The sequence below is a fragment of the Pararhodospirillum oryzae genome, from assembly GCF_007992075.1.
Classification (GTDB): Bacteria; Pseudomonadota; Alphaproteobacteria; order Rhodospirillales; family Rhodospirillaceae; genus Pararhodospirillum; species Pararhodospirillum oryzae.
Map to the genome: position 1 here is coordinate 1 of NZ_BJZO01000084.1, position 16,281 is coordinate 16,281.

General features: G+C 67.7%; 12 protein-coding genes. 3 read left to right on the plus strand and 9 right to left on the minus strand.

The features are described from left to right. Positions 1 to 130 precede the first annotated feature (130 nt). The 3 genes from ROR02_RS13305 to ROR02_RS13315 all read right to left on the minus strand — a co-directional run bounded on the left by ROR02_RS13305 (position 131) and on the right by ROR02_RS13315 (position 4,647). Positions 131 to 1,051 carry a 4-(cytidine 5'-diphospho)-2-C-methyl-D-erythritol kinase gene (locus tag ROR02_RS13305; protein WP_147164531.1) on the minus strand — a complete coding sequence of 307 codons (921 nt, stop codon included), beginning with the start codon at positions 1,049 to 1,051 and terminating at the stop codon, positions 131 to 133. Positions 1,052 to 1,090: 39 nt separating this feature from the next. Beyond that, positions 1,091 to 2,944: a tetratricopeptide repeat protein gene (locus ROR02_RS13310; protein ID WP_147164532.1), complete on the minus strand. Its 1,854-nt coding sequence runs from the start codon at positions 2,942 to 2,944 to the stop codon at positions 1,091 to 1,093. A gap of 62 nt (positions 2,945 to 3,006) precedes the next feature. Then, a complete protein-coding gene (locus ROR02_RS13315; protein WP_147164533.1) occupies positions 3,007 to 4,647 on the minus strand; it encodes an electron transfer flavoprotein-ubiquinone oxidoreductase in 1,641 nt (546 codons plus the stop codon). A 159-nt stretch (positions 4,648 to 4,806) separates the two neighbouring features. On the opposite strand from ROR02_RS13315, the gene ROR02_RS13320 reads away from it, so the two are divergent. Further along, a complete protein-coding gene (locus tag ROR02_RS13320; protein WP_147164534.1) occupies positions 4,807 to 5,754 on the plus strand; it encodes a uracil-DNA glycosylase in 948 nt (315 codons plus the stop codon). Between the two features lie 46 nt (positions 5,755 to 5,800). Here the strand turns inward: ROR02_RS13320 and ROR02_RS13325 are convergent, their stop codons facing one another. Together ROR02_RS13325 and cysQ are read right to left on the minus strand one after the other, a co-directional pair. Then, the gene (locus ROR02_RS13325; protein WP_246135543.1) at positions 5,801 to 6,757 is read right to left on the minus strand and encodes an L-threonylcarbamoyladenylate synthase; all 957 of its coding nucleotides are present in this window, start codon (positions 6,755 to 6,757) and stop codon (positions 5,801 to 5,803) included. After that, the gene (cysQ, locus tag ROR02_RS17265) at positions 6,754 to 7,557 is read right to left on the minus strand and encodes a 3'(2'),5'-bisphosphate nucleotidase CysQ (RefSeq protein ID WP_147164536.1); all 804 of its coding nucleotides are present in this window, start codon (positions 7,555 to 7,557) and stop codon (positions 6,754 to 6,756) included. The genes ROR02_RS13325 and cysQ overlap by 4 nt, the downstream gene beginning before the upstream one ends. 144 nt (positions 7,558 to 7,701) lie before the next feature. Between cysQ and ROR02_RS13335 the strand changes: the two genes are divergently transcribed. Continuing rightward, positions 7,702 to 8,547, plus strand: a complete 846-nt coding sequence (locus ROR02_RS13335; RefSeq protein WP_170245115.1) for an alpha/beta hydrolase — start codon at positions 7,702 to 7,704, stop codon at positions 8,545 to 8,547. 42 nt (positions 8,548 to 8,589) lie between these two features. Here ROR02_RS13335 and ROR02_RS13340 read toward each other — a convergent pair whose 3' ends face one another. The 4 genes from ROR02_RS13340 to ccrA all read right to left on the minus strand — a co-directional run bounded on the left by ROR02_RS13340 (position 8,590) and on the right by ccrA (position 13,692). Next, complete coding sequence (locus tag ROR02_RS13340; protein WP_218032818.1) at positions 8,590 to 9,246, minus strand: Abi family protein; 657 nt, start codon at positions 9,244 to 9,246, stop codon at positions 8,590 to 8,592. A 155-nt stretch (positions 9,247 to 9,401) separates the two neighbouring features. Continuing rightward, positions 9,402 to 10,100: a hypothetical protein gene (locus ROR02_RS13345; protein ID WP_147164538.1), complete on the minus strand. Its 699-nt coding sequence runs from the start codon at positions 10,098 to 10,100 to the stop codon at positions 9,402 to 9,404. A 540-nt stretch (positions 10,101 to 10,640) separates the two neighbouring features. Continuing rightward, a complete protein-coding gene (locus tag ROR02_RS13350) occupies positions 10,641 to 12,323 on the minus strand; it encodes an acyl-CoA dehydrogenase family protein (RefSeq protein ID WP_147164539.1) in 1,683 nt (560 codons plus the stop codon). A 97-nt stretch (positions 12,324 to 12,420) separates the two neighbouring features. After that, entirely contained in the window at positions 12,421 to 13,692 is a 1,272-nt protein-coding gene (gene ccrA, locus ROR02_RS13355; protein WP_147164540.1) for a crotonyl-CoA carboxylase/reductase, read from the minus strand. Between the two features lie 237 nt (positions 13,693 to 13,929). Between ccrA and ROR02_RS13360 the strand changes: the two genes are divergently transcribed. After that, the gene (locus tag ROR02_RS13360) at positions 13,930 to 15,951 is read left to right on the plus strand and encodes a protein meaA (RefSeq protein WP_147164541.1); all 2,022 of its coding nucleotides are present in this window, start codon (positions 13,930 to 13,932) and stop codon (positions 15,949 to 15,951) included. The last annotated feature ends 330 nt before the right edge of the window (positions 15,952 to 16,281 follow it).

A 16,281-nucleotide genomic window follows, 5' to 3' on the forward strand; every position in this document is an offset into this window, starting at 1 on the left:
ACAAGGTCAGCGATCTGCGCGACCGCGTCGGCGTCTTCCTGGCCGAACTGCGCACGAATTAGGGTTCGCCGGGGAAAGGGGGGCTTCGGCCGGCCGGCTCGTGGTCCCCCCGTTCCGAAGCGGGGCGCCTTCAGGGCAGGCTGGGCACCACCGTGGCGGTCTCCCCCACCAGGGGAGATGCGGCAACCCACCAGTCCGGATGCGCCGTCGCCAGGGTCCGGGCCGCGTTTTCGGCCGCGTCAAGGGTGGCGAACAGACCGAAGCAGGTGGCTCCGCTGCCCGACATGCGGGCCAGCAAAACCTCGGGGGCCGACTCCAGGGCCGACAGCACCGCGTCGATGGCCGGTTCCAGGGAGCGGGCGGGCAGGGCCAGATCGTTGGAGCGCCGCGCCAGCGCCGCCGCCAGATCCCGGGCGGTTTCCGGCGCTTCCGTCAGCGGGGCCGGCGGTGAAAAATTACCGGTGCGGGCGCGAAAGACCGCCGGCGTCGATACCGGCCGGCGCGGATTGACCAGCAGCAGCGCCGCCGGCGGCAGGGCCGGGGCCGGGGTCAGAACCTCGCCCACGCCGGTCATGGTCACGGCGCGTCCGGCCAGGCACACCGGCACGTCGGCCCCCAGGCCCCGGGCCAGGGCGTGCAAGGCGGTGTCGGGCACATGAAGGCCCCACAAGCGGACCAGCGCCCGCAGCGCCGCCGCGCCATCGGCCGACCCGCCCCCGATCCCCGCCGCCACCGGCAACCGCTTGATCAGGGTCAGGCGGGCCCGGGGGGCCACGCCCGCTTCCCGGGCCAGGCGATGGGCGGCCTTGAGCACGATGTTGTCGTCGGGGTCGTCCGCCGCGAGACCGGTGGCCGTGGGTCCGGTCACGCTCAACGAAAGATCTTCCGCCGGCTCGGCCAGCAGCGTGTCGTGAACGGCGGCGAACACCACCAGGCTTTCCAGGTCGTGGTAGCCATCGGGGCGCCGCCCGGTCACGTGCAAGGTCAGGTTAACCTTGGCGCAGGCGGCTTCCGCCACCCGGCCGGCGCAAGGGGAGCTGTCGGCGGTCATGAAAGGGGTCCGCGAGGTCTGGGGTTGCAAGGAAGGGGCTTATAGCGTGGGCGCGGCCGGCGCTGTCGGCGGCGGCGCGGTCGGCGGCGGCGCGGGCTCCTGGTCGGCGGGCAGGTCGCCCGACGGCGCGGCGGCGTCTTCCACCCGGGCCCGTTTCACCGGTTCGGGCGGGGTCAGCCCATGGTCCAGCTTCTGGCGCACCGCCTCCGCCAGCGCTGGTTCCGCCGACAGGGTCAAGGTGCGCTCCCACTGAAAGCGGGCTTCGCGTTTGCGTCCCACCACCCAGTACGCATCCCCCAGGTGGTCGTTGATGGTCGGGTCCTCGGGGGCTTCCCGGATGGCGCGTTCCAGCCATTTCACGGCCTGGTCGTATTCCCCCAGCCGGTAATGAGCCCATCCCAGGCTGTCGATGATGTAGCCATCCTTGGGGCGCAAGGTCACCGCGCGCTCGATCATGCGCTTGGCCTCGTCGATGTTCTCGCCCTTGTCCACCCAGGAATAACCCAGGTAATTCAAAACGTAAGGCTGCTGGGGGCTCAGCTCCAGGGCCCGCTTGAAATCCCGTTCCGCCTCGGGCCACCGGTCCGAGCGTTCCAGCGCCACGCCGCGCCCGAAAAAGACCGTCCAGTGGCGGCTGTCCACCGGCGAAAGCCGCGCGAGGCCCCGGGTGTAGGCGGCGACCGCCTCGGGGAAGCGCTCTTCCTGGCGCAGCAGGTCGCCCAGGTCGATCAACGGATCCGCCCGCTCGGGATGGCGGGCCGCCGTTCCCTCCAGCACCGCGATCGCTTCGTCCACGCGGCGCGCGGCGCGCAGGCTCTCCGCCTCGGCCAGGGCCGCCGCCAGGTCCAGCCCGGGCTCGTTCGCCACCGGCCGGAAAAAGGCAAGCGCGTCCTCGTAGCGTCCCTGCGTGGTCAGCAGCTGACCCATCAGCAGCCGGGCCAGGGCGAAATCCGGGCGCAGGTACAAGGCAAGCCGGTTGAACATTGCCGCCGTCTGGCTGTCGTTGTCCGACAGCAGCGAGGCGGTTCCATAGAACAATTCGGCCAGCCCGTGAGCCGGTGTCGCCACCGGCAGAGCCAGGGCGCCCCCCTTGAAGGTCAGAATGGTGTTTTCCAGCAGCACGCTGTCGGGGAATCGCTGCGCGTAGTCGGCGGCCAGGGCGCGGGCGCGTTCCCGATCGCCATGGCGGGCGAAAAAGCCCCCGGCCAGCTGCACGCCCCGCAGCGAGGGCCGGTTGCTGCTGGCAAGGTAGTCGGTGAACAAGGCGCGCGCTCCCGCCTCGTCCCCTTCCACGTCGTGGATCAGCGCCCCGTGCAGGGCCTTGAGCGAGCGGTAGGCCGCGTTGCCGTCCAGGGCATCCAGGGCGGTCCGCGCGCCGGCCGCGTCGCCCAGGCCCAGACGGATCCAGGCCTGCATCACGGGGACCAGGAAACTGTTCAGCCCCTGGGCCGACAGGGCGCTCAGGCGTTTGCTGGCCTCGGCCAGGCGCCCCTGGGCCACCAGATCGGTGACCAGGACCAGGGGCGCCACCGACGCCCCCGGATCCTGGCGCACCAGGCGTTCGGCCAGGGTCGCCGCCGTGGCGATGTCGCCCTCGGTGGCGGTGAAGAAATACGCCCGACGCAGCAAGGAGACGTTATCGGGGTCCTGGGCCAGGGCCAGGGGGTAATAGGTGGCCGCCGCCGCCGTGTCGCCCCGGATTTCGGCCTGTCGCGCCGCCAGATAGGCGCCCAGGCCCTTGGGTCTCCAGTCCGGCGGCGGGTCCGAGGACGATGCCGCCGGCTGGCCGGCGGCATCCTGACCTTGAACGCAGGCCGCGGGCAGTCCCGCCAGAAATACCATCAAGGCGGCCATGCCCCTTGATGCCGCGAGTCCAAACCGCTTGCCGGCCATGCGTTCCTGTCCTTCGTTCTTCGTTTTGGCCCGCCAGGCGCGGGAACTGTTCCGGTGGCCCCTTACATGTTGGGATAGTTGGGGCCATCCCCTCCTTGCGGCACCACCCAGGTGATGTTCTGGGTGGGATCCTTGATGTCGCACGTTTTGCAGTGCACGCAGTTTTGCGCGTTGATCTGAAGGCGCGGCGTCGAGGCCCCCTCGTCGGTGATGAACTCATACACCCCGGCCGGACAATAGCGGCTTTCCGGCCCCGCGTAGTCGGTCCAGTTGACCCGCACCGGCGTCTCGGCATCGGCCAGGGTCAGGTGGCAGGGCTGATCCTCGGCGTGGTTGGTGTTCGACAGGTACACCGACGACAGGCGGTCGAAGGTCAGCACCCCATCGGGCTTCGGGTACTCGATGCGCGGCGCGTCGGCGGCCTTTTTCAGGCCCTCGTGATCGGGGTGGTTCTTCAAGGTCCACGGGCCGCGGCCCTTGAGGAGGTAGGTTTCCACGGCCGAATACGCAATGCCCGCCACCAGGCCCTTGCGGAACGACGGGCGGATGTTGCGCACCGTCGAGAGTTCCTCCCACACCCAGCTCGCCTTCAGGCGCTCGGGGTAGGCGGTGACCTCGGCCCCGGCGACCGGTTCCGTGGTCAGGTGGTCGAAGATCGCCTCGGCCGCGACCATGCCCGACTTCATGGCCGTGTGGGTTCCCTTGATCTTGGGCACGTTCAGGAAGCCGGCCGTGTCGCCCACCAGGACGCCGCCCGGGAAGGTCAGGCGCGGCAGGGACTGCAAGCCGCCCTCGCTCAGCGCGCGGGCGCCATAGGCGATGCGCCGGCCGCCTTCAAGGAACTTGCGCACGCTGGGGTGCGTCTTGAAGCGCTGGAATTCCTCGAACGGCGACAGCCAGGGATTCGTGTAATCCAGCCCGATCACGAAGCCGACCGCGACCTGGTTGTTTTCCAGGTGATACAGGAACGAGCCACCATACACGTCGGTCGGCACCGGCCAGCCCACGGTGTGCAGCACGAAGCCCGGCTTGTGGTTTTCCGCCGGCACTTCCCACAGTTCCTTGATCCCGATGCCATAGGCCTGGGGATCCGAATCCCGGCGCAGGTCGAAGCGCTCGCTCAGCACCTTGGTCAGCGAGCCCCGGCAGCCTTCCGCGAACACGGTGACGCGCGCCAGCAGTTCCACCCCCGGCTCGTAGCTGGCGGTGGGCTGGCCGGCCTTGTCCACGCCCATGGCCCCGGTCGCGACGCCGCGCACCTGGCCCGCGTCGTCGAACAGCACTTCGGCGGCCGCGAAGCCCGGGAACACCTCGACGCCCAGCGCCTCGGCCTGGGCCGCCAGCCAGCGGCACACGTTGCCCAGGCTGACCACGTAATTGCCGGCGTTGTGCATCTGCGGCGGCGTGGGCAGGGACACGTGGCGCCCCTCGGTCAGGAACCAGAAATGATCCTCGGCCGCCGGCGTGCGCAAGGGGGCATCCCGGTCGCGCCAGTCGGGGAACAACTCGTCAAGGGCGCGCGGCTCGATCACCGCGCCCGAAAGGATATGCGCGCCAACCTCGGAGCCCTTGTCGATCAGGCACACCGAAAGCTCGTGTCCGCGCTCCACCGCAAGCTGGCGCAGCCGAATCGCCGTCGCCAGCCCGGACGGGCCGCCGCCCACGACAACCACGTCGAATTCCATCGCCTCGCGTTCGCTCATTGGATCGGGTCCCCCTCGCCTGTGCCGCTGATTGTCCCCTTTGGTGCCGGGGACGCTTGCCATCGGGGCATTCTTAGCACAAACGTCCCCCGAACCAAAAAATTCCGCAGGTTCCCACCCTTCGCCTTGTATCCCTCGCCTCCTGCTTCGGGGGGAAGCATGATTGATGATTCCGTCGCCGGCGGGGCCGGTCCCGAAACCGGTTTCCTGTCCGATTCCCTGTCCGCCGAGGCTTCCGCCCTGGCCGCCGACCCCGTGGCCCTGCTGCGCTGGTATGTCGAGGCCGGGGTGGACGTGGCCGTGGGCGAAACCGCCCTGGATCGCTTCGCCTTGTCGGCCCAGCGTCCGGCACCGTCCCCGGCGCGGGCCCTGGCTCCCGCCGCCCCGTCGCGGCCGGCCCGTTCCCCCGGCCCGGCCCGCGCGCCCCTGGCGGGGGGAGGGGCCTTGTTCCCGCCCGCCGGCATGCCGGGCACGCCGTCCTTGTCCCCGCGCGACGACGCGAGCCACCTCGCTGCCGCCGCCGCCAGCCTCGAAGAACTCAAGCATGCCCTGGATGGCTTCACCGCGTGCACGCTGCGGCGCACGGCGACCAACACCGTGTTCGCCGACGGCAATCCCGCCTCGGGAGTGATGATCGTGGGCGAGGCCCCGGGCGCCGACGAGGACCGGCTGGGCCTGCCGTTCGTGGGGGTTTCGGGCCAGTTGCTGAACCGGATGCTGGAGTCGATCGGCCTGGACCGGCGCACCTGCTACATCACCAACGTGGTGCCCTGGCGTCCCCCCGGCAATCGCAAGCCCACCGCCGACGAGGTGGCCTTGTGCCTGCCGTTCCTGGAACGCCATATCGCGCTGGTCGCGCCGCGTTTGCTGGTGGCCCTGGGGGGGCTGGCCGCCCAGTCCCTGTTCGCGCGCAACGAGGGCATCACCCGCCTGCGCGGGCGCTGGATGACCTACGCCTCGCCCGCCCTGTCGCGTCCGGTGCCGGCCCTGGCCACCTTCCACCCCGCCTATCTGCTGCGCACCCCGGGGCACAAGCGCCTTGCCTGGCGCGACATGCTGGCCGTGCGCCAGGCCCTGGAAACCGGGGCGCCGCCGGTTCAGGCCTGATCCGCCACGCGGGCGGCGCGCGGGGAGGGAAGCGGTTTTCGTGGGGTCAGGAGTGGGCCGCGCGGCGCAAACGGTCGTTGAGGGCCTCGCCAAGCCCATGCGCGGGCACGGGGGAAACGGCGATGCCCCGGGCGCCTTCATGATCCAGGGCCCGCAGCATGGCGAACAGATTGGCCGCCGCCTCCACCAGATCGCCGGCCGGGCTGAGGTTCAGCGTGGCCCCGTCCACCGGGCCGAATCCCAGCAGCACCTCGCCCGGGCGGGCCTCGGTGGCGTTCAGGCGCACAGGGGTTGTTGGCGCGTAGTGGCGCAACAGCCGGCCGGGCGAGCGGGGCGCGTTTTCGTCGCCGGCGTCGGCATGAAGCACGGGCTCGCCCAACGCCTGGGCCAGGGCCTCGCGGGTGATCGCGCCCGGGCGCAGCAAGACCGGCTGGGCCGTGGTCAGATCGACAATGGTGCTTTCCAGGCCAACCTGGCAGGGGCCCCCTTCCAGGATCCAGTCAACCCGGCTGCCCAGGCCCTCGCGGACATGGGCGGCGGTGGTGGGGCTGACGGTGCCCGACAGGTTGGCGCTGGGCGCCGCGACCGGCAGGGCGGCCGCGCGCAGCAAGGCCCGCGCCAGCGGATGGGCCGGCACGCGCACGCCCACGGTGTCGAGGCCGGCACTGACCAGAAGGCCCAGCCCGCTGTCCGGGCGCCGGGGCAAAACCATGGTCAGCGGGCCGGGCCAGAAGGCTTCGGCCAAACGGCGCGCGCGGGCGTCCAGCACCGCGCATGCCGCCACCGCGCCGGCATCGGGCAGATGGACGATCAGGGGATTGAAGCGCGGGCGGCCCTTGGCCTCGAAAATACGCGCCACCGCCTTGTCGTCCCGGGCATTGGCGCCCAGGCCATACACGGTTTCGGTGGGAAACGCGACCAGCCCGCCCCCGGCCAGGATCCGGGCCGCCGCCACGATGTCGGGACGCCCGGCCAGCCAGGCGTCTTCATGGGGATCCGTCACGCCGCCAGCCCCCGCGCGACAAACGGCGGATTGAGGAAGTCGGCCCGCTTGCCATAGGTCAGGGGCTCGCCCTCCAAGGTGCGCACACTGCCCCCGGCGGCGGCCAGCACGGCGTGGGCGGCGCAGGTATCCCATTCGCAGGTCGGGCCCAGGCGCGGATAAAGGTCGGCCACGCCCTCGGCGATGCGGCAAAATTTCAGGCTGCTGCCCGCCAGCAGGCGCCGGGCCACCCGGGTGCCGTGCAGGAATTCCTCCATCTCGGCATCGTCGCCGTGGCTGCGGCTGGCGATCACGGTTGCCCCGTCGCCGGGAGTCGGGCGGCAGTGCAACGAGCGCGTGGTGTGGCGCCCGCGCATGAACGCCCCTGTTCCGGCGGCCCCCCAATAGGTCACGGCCAGGGCCGGGCAGTGGACAATGCCAAACACCGGCCTTCCCTCGACCACCAGGCCAAGGTTGACGGTGAACTCGCCGTTGCGTTTGATAAACTCGCGGGTGCCGTCAAGGGGGTCCACCAGCCAGAACGGGCCGTCGCCCACGGTGGGGCAATGGCCGGCGGCCACCGATTCCTCGGCCACCACCGGGATGTCGGGGCAATAGCGGGCCAGACCTTCCAGCAAGATGGCCTCGGCGCGGGTGTCGGCCTGGGTCACCGGGCTGTTGTCGGCCTTGGTACTGACCTCGAAGGCGGTGGTGTAGATCGCCAGAATGGCCTCGCCAGCGGTGGCGGACAGGGCGATCAGGTGTTGGGTCAACGACGCGCCCGGCAAAGGGCCGGTCGTCGGGGGTAAGTCAGGGATCATGCGACTATCGGACAGCTGTAAGGAGGCCCGAGCATTGGCGGGCGGAAAGGCGCTGTCAAGGGAGCGTTACTCGAAGAACAGGGGTTTGCACGGCGTGCGACCAAGACAAAGGAGGCTATGCCCGTGACAGTGGCAGGAAGCGTTGTGGCAGGCCTTTTGGGCGCGGCCGTCGTGGTTGGGGCGGCACGGACCTGGTTGATCCGCGCCTTCCGAATCCAGGAGCGCGACCCCCGCCTGGCCGCGCCGGGCGGCTCGGAAACCGCGCCCGAGGGCGTGGCCGCGCGGGTGCCCACCCGCCGGAACCGCACCTTGGCCGCGCGCGTGTTCCTGCCCCATCCCGGCCGGCCGGTGGCGGTGGTTGTTCACGGCTGGGGCGCGGGGGGCGCCGACATGCTGGTGCTCACCGAACCCTTGCGCCGGGCCGGTTTCAACGCCGTGATCTTCGATGCCCGCGCCCACGGCGCCAGCGACGACGAGAGCTTCGCTTCCCTGCCCCGCTTCGCCGAGGATACCGAGGCGGTGATGGACTGGCTGGCGGCGCGGGGCCTGGGGCCGGTGGCGCTGATCGGGCACTCGGTGGGGGCGGGGGCCGTGCTCCTGGTCGCCTCGCGCCGGCCCGAGGTGGCGGCCGTGGTGGCACTTTCGCCCTTCAGCCACCCGCGCCCGATCATGAACACCTGGCTTGCCGCCCACGGCATCCGCTGGCGGCCCGTGCAAGACGCGCTCAACCGGCTGGTGGAACTGTCGATCGGCCATCGCTTCGACACCATCGCGCCCGTTAACACGATCAAGGCGATCACCGCCCCGGTCTTGATCGTGCACGGCACCGCCGACCAGACCGTGCCGCCGTGGCACGCCGAAGCCGTCGCCGCCGCCCGCCCGGATGTCCCCTTGATGCGCCTGCCCGGCGTCGGCCACGACGACACCCCGGGCTTCACCCGCCACCTGGACGCCGTGCTGGGGTGGCTGAAAGGGGTGGTTCCGGGCTGAGGGGAGACGTGGGAATCGGAACGCGACTCGAAGCAGCGCCTTCTATCGCCGGGGGATCGTCGAGAACGGCTGAAGGTGGGGAACGCGGCTCATCTCTTTCGCCAGCGTCGCCGCAACGGGAGAAAGCCATCCGGTGACTTCCAAAATCTGGTCGTGGTGCTGGGCGAGGCTCCAATACAAGATAGGCTCATGGTGGGCGATGCGGTTCCTCAAGGTTCGGATTTTCCGAAGAGGACCAGAAAGGTCTTTTCGCGAGAGGTTCCGCCCATTTTTCGATCCGACGCGGTGGAAAATTTTGCGCCAGTCATTTTCATAGTCAATGTTGGTGTAGGTGGCCCAGAAGCCGAACGTCAGCGCGGCAACAACCCGGCCCGGTGTGACCTCTTTTTCTTCCCTTTCCAACCCTAGAATCGCCTCGGCCACCTGCAGTTCCTGATGAGGGGCCCGCAAGCTGTTTTCGTTCAGATACCATTGTTCGCCATATGTTTCCCTCAGTACCGCATGGAACCTGTTGCGCAGGGCGATTTCGATGAAATGGAGAGGGGTATAAAATGCCTCGGAAACGACGACGTTTTCGCAATACAGCGCCAACGCCTTCCTTCTGTCGCCGTTGGCCCATTCCATGTATCGGCTGAACCGGTCGACGGACAGAGCGTGTTCCATGTCGCTTATCTCGTCAAAATTGTCCTCGGAAGACACTTGACTTTTCCTCGCTTCTCTACATATATTTTTCTCGTAAACCCCGGTGTCGCCTCTGCTCTGCATGCGCCCGGGGTAATTTTTTGCATTATGAATGATTATATTGAAAATGGCGGATATTAATCCCCGGTATGTGGGAAGTAATATCCCGTGTTTCACTTTGTCTTCCTAAGAGAAATTGTCCTGTCAAGAGTTCGCTTTATAATTTCTTGAATGGAATCGAAAGGCCGCAGCATCTCATCTATTCGGCGCGTATGCTCTTCTAGCGCTTGCCATTCTGGCCCGAGAGAAGAACGCCCTACAGGTGGGAAGTTATATCCCGTTTCTCCCCTTTTCTTCCTTGGGGAATTTTTCTTGTCAAGAGTTTGCTTTATAATTTCTTGAATGGAGTCGAAAGGCGGCAGCATCTCATCCATTCGGCGCGTATGCTCCTCTAGCGCTTGCCGTTCGGGCCCAAGAGCAATACGCCCTATGGGTGTGTTAAGGCGAGCGAGGGGGCTTATACGAAGATGCTCAATAAGGTTGTGAGGTGGAGCGGAAAGCAATCCATAGGGCAACCCGGTCGTCGGATCATAACCATGGAAGCCGCCGGCAGAGTGACCCCCACGTGCGGCATTGCGTTTTTGTTCCAACCGCTGCTTGGCGGCCTGAAGATGCACAGCTCCCTCATCCCGCCATTTCACCTGGAGCCGTCGGAGATCCGAAGGGTTTTTGACTCCGGCCCTTTTCATGGCGGTGGTCGGTTTCATCTTGTCTTCTGCTGCAAGAAGGTCCGCGACCTTGGAAAGGGCTTGGCTGTCGTCCTTGCCGGATCCCTTCGGACGGCCACGGTTCTTTTTGAGGCTCTCAGTCATGGCGGGCTCTTTTGCCTAAATGTTGTGCTGCCATGAAAGGTATGCCCCCACCCATGGGGAGTCCAGCGAGTTTAAGAGGGCATCTAAAAATTTTTGCGACGATAAGTCGCACGCCTGAATCGCAGGGGCGAGGAAAAAGAGGCGCTCCGCCTACAGGAGCGAGGAAAATTGATTTTTCCTCGCCGCTTCGCTGACCAAGATTACGCAGATGAAGATGTTTAGGTCTGCATTTGCCTGCATTGGTTGCTTGCGGGCGCGTCCGGGCTGACGGGATGTTTGATCCCAGGCCTTGAAAGGTCATTCCCGATTCAGGCCCGATTCAGGAATGAAGGGGTGCGCCCATGAAGAAGGGCGAACGCGAGGGCGGGGGGCGGGCCTCCCTGTCCCGCCGCCCCGGCGCCGGGGCTCCCCGAAGGGGCCTGCCGGGGATCGTTGTCCCCTCGTGCGCCTCGCGATTCACCCAAGCCAAGGATCGCGAGGAACCAGGTGGGGAAGGAGGCTCCCGGGCCTCCTTCCGCGTGGGGTGTGCGCCCGTGGCCGTTAGCGGGTCAGCAGGCCGCGCGCGATGACGTGGGCCTGGATTTCGGCCGCGCCTTCGAACACGTTGAGGATGCGAGCGTCGCACAGAATGCGGCTGATCGCGTATTCCTCGGCATAGCCATTGCCGCCGTGGATCTGCAAGGCGTTGTCGGCGTTGCTCCAGGCCACGCGCGCGGCCAACAGCTTGGCCATGCCGGCCTCGATGTCGCAGCGCAGGTCGCTGTCCTTTTCGCGCCCGGCGAAGTAGGTGAGCTGGCGCGCGACCATGGTTTCCACCGCCATCCAGGCCAGCTTGCCGTGCACGCGCGGGAAGGCGTACAGGGGCTTGCCGAACTGCTGGCGTTCCTGGGCGTAGCGCAGGCCGGTTTCCAGCGCGTTCTGGGCCACGCCCACCGCGCGGGCGGCGGTTTGGATGCGCGCACTTTCAAAGGTAGCCATGAGCTGCTTGAAGCCCTGGCCCTCGGTGCCGCCCAGCAGGTTGGCCGCCGGCACCTCGAAGCCATCGAAGCCCAGTTCGTATTCCTTCATGCCGCGATAGCCCAGCACCTTGATCTCGCCCCCGGTCATGCCCTCGGCCGGGAAGGGATCGGCGTCGGTGCCGCGCGGCTTTTCGGCCAGCAGCATCGACAGGCCCTTGTAGCCGGGCTGGTCGGGGTTGGTGCGCACCAGCAAGGTCATGAGGTCGGAGCGCGCGGCGTGGGTGATCCAGGTCTTGGCCCCGGTCACCTTGTACGTTTCGCCCTCGCGTACCGCGCGGGTGCGCAGCGACGCCAGGTCGGAGCCGGTGTTGGGCTCGGTGAACACGGCGGTGGGCAGGATCTGGCCGCTGGCGATCAGGGGCAGGTAGTGCTGCTTTTGCTCCTCGGTGCCGCCCAGGCGGATCAGCTCGGCCGCGATTTCCGAGCGCGTGCCCAGCGAGCCCACGCCGATGTAGGCGCGCGACAGCTCCTCGGTGACCACGCACATGGCCATCTTGCCCATGCCCAGGCCGCCGTAGGCCTCGGGCACCGTCAGGCCGAACACGCCCAGCTCGGCCATGGTTTCCACGATTTCCAGCGGAATCAGCTGGTCGTTCAGGTGCCAGCCATGGCAATGCGGCGCCACCTGCTCCTCGGCGAAGCGGCGGAACTGGTCGCGGACCATGTCCAGGGTTTCGTCGTCCAGGCCGGGGTCGCCGAAGTGGCCATCCTTCATCAGCTCGGCCAGGCGGGCCTTGCAGTCCTCGGTGAAGCCGTGCTCGCGCAGCAAGGTGGTGTAGGGGCTTTGCAGCAGCTGGCGTTCGCGCACCTCGATGCCAAAGTCGGCCAGGCGCACGAACTCGCCCTGGCTCATGGGCAGGCCGCCATAGATCTGGTGCAGGTACTCGGAATAGGCGGCCTGCAAGATCAGGCTTTCCAGCTCGCCCAGGCGGCCGGTGGCCTCCAGGCGCCGGGCCCAGTCGAGCATGCACGACAAGGCGGACACATAGGTCGCGAACCACGAAAGGCCGTGGGCCGCGTACTGGTGGCGGTCAAGCGCGGCCGCGTCCAGGGCGCCCCCGGAGGTGACAAGGGCCTGCACGTGCTCGCGGATGACGATTAACGTCTGGTTGGCGGTCTGATACGCCCGCTCGCAGGTATAGAGAAGATCGGGCAGGATCAGGTCGGCCTTCGTGGCGGGTTCGGTCTTGGCGGCGGCGCTCATCAAGATTCGCGGCTCCCGTGACTGGAGAATCCGGGAAAGGAGCTCCCGGCGGAAAAAGATAAAGGGCGGGGGGGGACGCGCGCGCCCCCCCAAGACGTTAGCCGTGCAGGCATTCCTCGACGGTGCGCCGGCCCGGCCGCTTGGCTTGCACCAGCACGGCCATGTTCCCGGGCTTGTGCTCGTTGCGCAGCATCTTGGTGTGGGCGCGCGGGATTTCCTCCCACGGGAAGACCTCGCTCATGCACGGGTCGATGCGCCGTTCGATGACCAGCTGGTTGGCCTGGCTCGCCTGCAACAGGTTGGCGAAGTGGCTGCCCTGGATGCGCTTCTGACGCATCCACACGAAGCGGGCGTCGAAGGTCAGGTTGAAGCCGGTGGTGCCGGCGCAAAACACCACCATGCCGCCGCGCTTGACCACGTTGCACGACACCGGGAAGGTCTGCTCGCCCGGATGCTCGAACACGAAGTCAACGTCGGTGCCCTTGCCGGTGATGTCCCAGATCGCCTTGCCGAACTTGCGCACTTCCTTCATGTAGTCGGAGAAGCCCTCGCCGTTGACCTTGGGCAACTGGCCCCAGCAATTGAAGTCCTTGCGGTTGAGCACGCCCTTCGCGCCCAGGCTCATCACGAAATCGTGCTTGGTCTCGTCGGAGATCACGCCAATGGCGTTGGCGCCGGCGGTCGCGCACAGCTGCACCGCCATCGAGCCCAGCCCGCCCGAGGCCCCCCACACCAGCACATTGTGCCCGGGACGCAGCACGTGCGGCCGGTGGCCAAACAGCATGCGGTAGGCGGTGGCCAGCACCAGGGTGTAGCAAGCACTTTCTTCCCAGGTCAGATGACGCGGCCGGGCCATGATCTGGCGGGCCTGCACGCGGGTGAACTGGCAGAACGATCCGTCGGGAGTCTCGTAGCCCCAGATGCGCTGGCTGGGCGAGAACATGGGGTCGCCGCCATTGCATTCCTCGTCGTCGCCGTCGTCCTGGTTGCAGTGAACCACGACTTCGTCGCCCACCTTCCAGCGCTTCACCTTCGAGCCCACCGCCCACACGATGCCGGCGGCGTCGGATCCGGCGATGTGATAGGGCGCCTTGTGGTGATCGAACGGGCTCACCGGCAGGCCAAGGCCGGCCCAGATGCCGTTGTAGTTGACGCCCGCCGCCATGACCATGACCAGCACGTCGTGGCTGTCGAGGGTGGGCGTGTCCACGACCTCGACTTGGAACGACTGCTCGGGTTCGCCGTGGCGTTCGCGCCGGATGACCCAGGCGTACATCTGCCGGGGAACGTGGCCCAGGGGCGGAATCTCGCCCACTTCGTACAAGTCCTTGACCGGTTGCCCCGAAACCACCGCCAGCGCCTCTGCCATGATGCTCTTCTCCCTGTTCGTCGTGGGGACGGGGGCCGGAGGACCGGCCTCCTGGGGACCGCCGTCCGGTCCGAGCGTTGTCCGCCTTTGCGAGGAATAGCGAATGCTGTCTTTCACTGCAATGCACAAAATGATAGTTTCTTGCGCATGGTTAATATGAGGGGTAATTTCGTTGCGCGATCCCGCCCCCGAGGACCGCTTTGAATCGGGGCGTCGCCCGCTTGTAAGGAGAGATCGATGACCGACCGGCCCGTTCCCGCCGCCGCGGCTGCCCTGCCCCCGCGAGACAAGCCCTGGCTTTTCCGTACCTATTCGGGCCATTCGTCGGCCCGCGCCTCCAATGCGCTCTATCGTACGAATCTTGCGCGCGGGCAGACCGGTTTGTCGGTGGCCTTCGACCTGCCCACGCAAACGGGCTACGACGCCGATCACGTGCTGGCCACGGGCGAGGTGGGCAAGGTGGGGGTGCCGATCGGGCATCTGGGCGACATGATGACCCTCTTCGACGGCATTCCGCTGGAGAAGATGAACACCTCGATGACCATCAACGCGCCGGCGCCGTGGCTGCTGGCCCTTTACATCGCCACGGCCGAACGCCAGGGCGCCCAGCGGGCGGCGCTCCAAGGCACGGTGCAAAACGACCTGATCAAGGAGTACCTGAGCCGGGGCACCTACATCTTCCCGCCCCAGCCCAGCGTGCGCCTGATCAACGACGTGATCGCGTTCACGGTGCGAGAAGTGCCAAAATGGAACCCGACCAACGTGTGTTCCTATCACCTGCAAGAAGCGGGCGCGACGCCCGAGCAGGAACTGGCCTACGCCCTGGCGACGGCGATCACGGTGCTGGACGCGGTGCGGGCCGGGGGGCAGGTGCCGGCCGACGAGTTCCCCAAGGTGGTGGGACGCATCAGCTTTTTCGTGAACGCGGGCATCCGCTTCGTGACCGAGCTGTGCAAGATGCGCGCGTTCACCGAACTGTGGGATGAAATCTGCCGCGAACGCTACGGGGTGGAAGAGGAGCAGTACCGCCGCTTCCGCTACGGGGTGCAGGTCAATTCCCTGGGCCTGACCGAGCAGCAGCCCGAAAACAACGTCTACCGCATCTTGCTGGAAATGCTGGCGGTGGTGCTGTCGAAAAAGGCGCGGGCCCGGGCGGTGCAGTTGCCGGCCTGGAACGAGGCCCTGGGCCTGCCGCGCCCGTGGGATCAGCAATGGTCGCTGCGGTTGCAGCAGATCGTGGCCTACGAAACCGATCTTCTGGAATACGGGGACCTGTTCGACGGCTCGCCGGTGGTCGAAGCCAAGGTCGAGGCGCTGAAGGCGGCGGCGCGGGCCGAGCTTGCGCATATCGAAGCCCTGGGCGGCGCGATCGCCGCCGTCGAGTCGGGCTACATGAAGCGTCGCCTGGTCGAGTCGAACACAACGCGCCTGGAGGGAATCGAGGGCGGCGAGCAGACCGTGGTCGGCGTGAACCGCTTCACCGATGGCGCGCCCAGCCCGCTGACCGCCGGCGACGGCGCCATCCTCAGCGTGGACCCGTCGGTGGAGCGCGAGCAGATCGCGGCCCTGAAGGCGTGGCGCGACGCCCGCGACGGGGCGGCGGTGGAGCAGGCACTGGCCGGCCTGCGCCGGGCGGCGGCCGAGGGGATCAACATCATGGAACCCACCATTGCCTGCGCCCACGCCGGCGTCACGACCGGGGAATGGGCCGGAACCCTGCGCGACGTGTTCGGGGAATACCGGGCGCCCACCGGGGTGAGCCCCAACGCCCGCCCGCAAGCGGCGCGCGGTCGCCTGGAAGACGTGCGCGCGCGGGTCAACGCGGTGTCGGAAAGCCTGGGGCGGCGGGTCAAGATCCTGGTCGGCAAGCCGGGGCTGGACGGGCATTCCAACGGGGCGGAGCAGATCGCGGTGCGCGCGCGCGACGCTGGCATGGAGGTGGTGTACGAAGGCATCCGCCTGACTCCGGCCCAGATCGTGAACGCGGCGCTGGAGGAAAGCGTGCACCTGATCGGGCTGTCGATTCTGTCGGGCTCGCACGTGCCGTTGGTCACCGACATCTTGCAGCGCCTGCGCGCCCTGGACCTGGAGCACGTGCCGGTGATCGTCGGCGGCATCATCCCGCCGGAGGACGAGCGGCTGCTGATCGAAGCCGGGGTAAGCCGGGTCTACACGCCCAAGGACTACGATATCACCGCGATCATGGCCGACCTGGTGGAAATCGTGGCCAAGGCCGAAGGCGTGGCGGTGGCCGCGTAGGGCGGGCGCAAGGCCCTCCGGCCGGGGGGCTTCAGCGTTCGCCAGGGAAAAGGAACCCCCGCCTTTCCCGAAAGGACAATCTCAGCCAAAGGGTTTCAGGGTCCATCCGAAGCGGATGGACCCCGGGCCGTCGCGCGTGACCTCCGAGTCCACGGAGCCCCGCCGTCCAGACGACGCGACCGGAACATCGCGGCCCCGCCGGCCGGTTCCCCTTGCCCCCGGTTTCCTTTGGTTTGCTCCATCTTCTGTGGCGTGAAGCCGGCCCGATGGGGCGACGCCTTCCCCTTCTTCGTCCCCGCCCCCGTCCGACGGCCGTGCAAGGCAATCGAG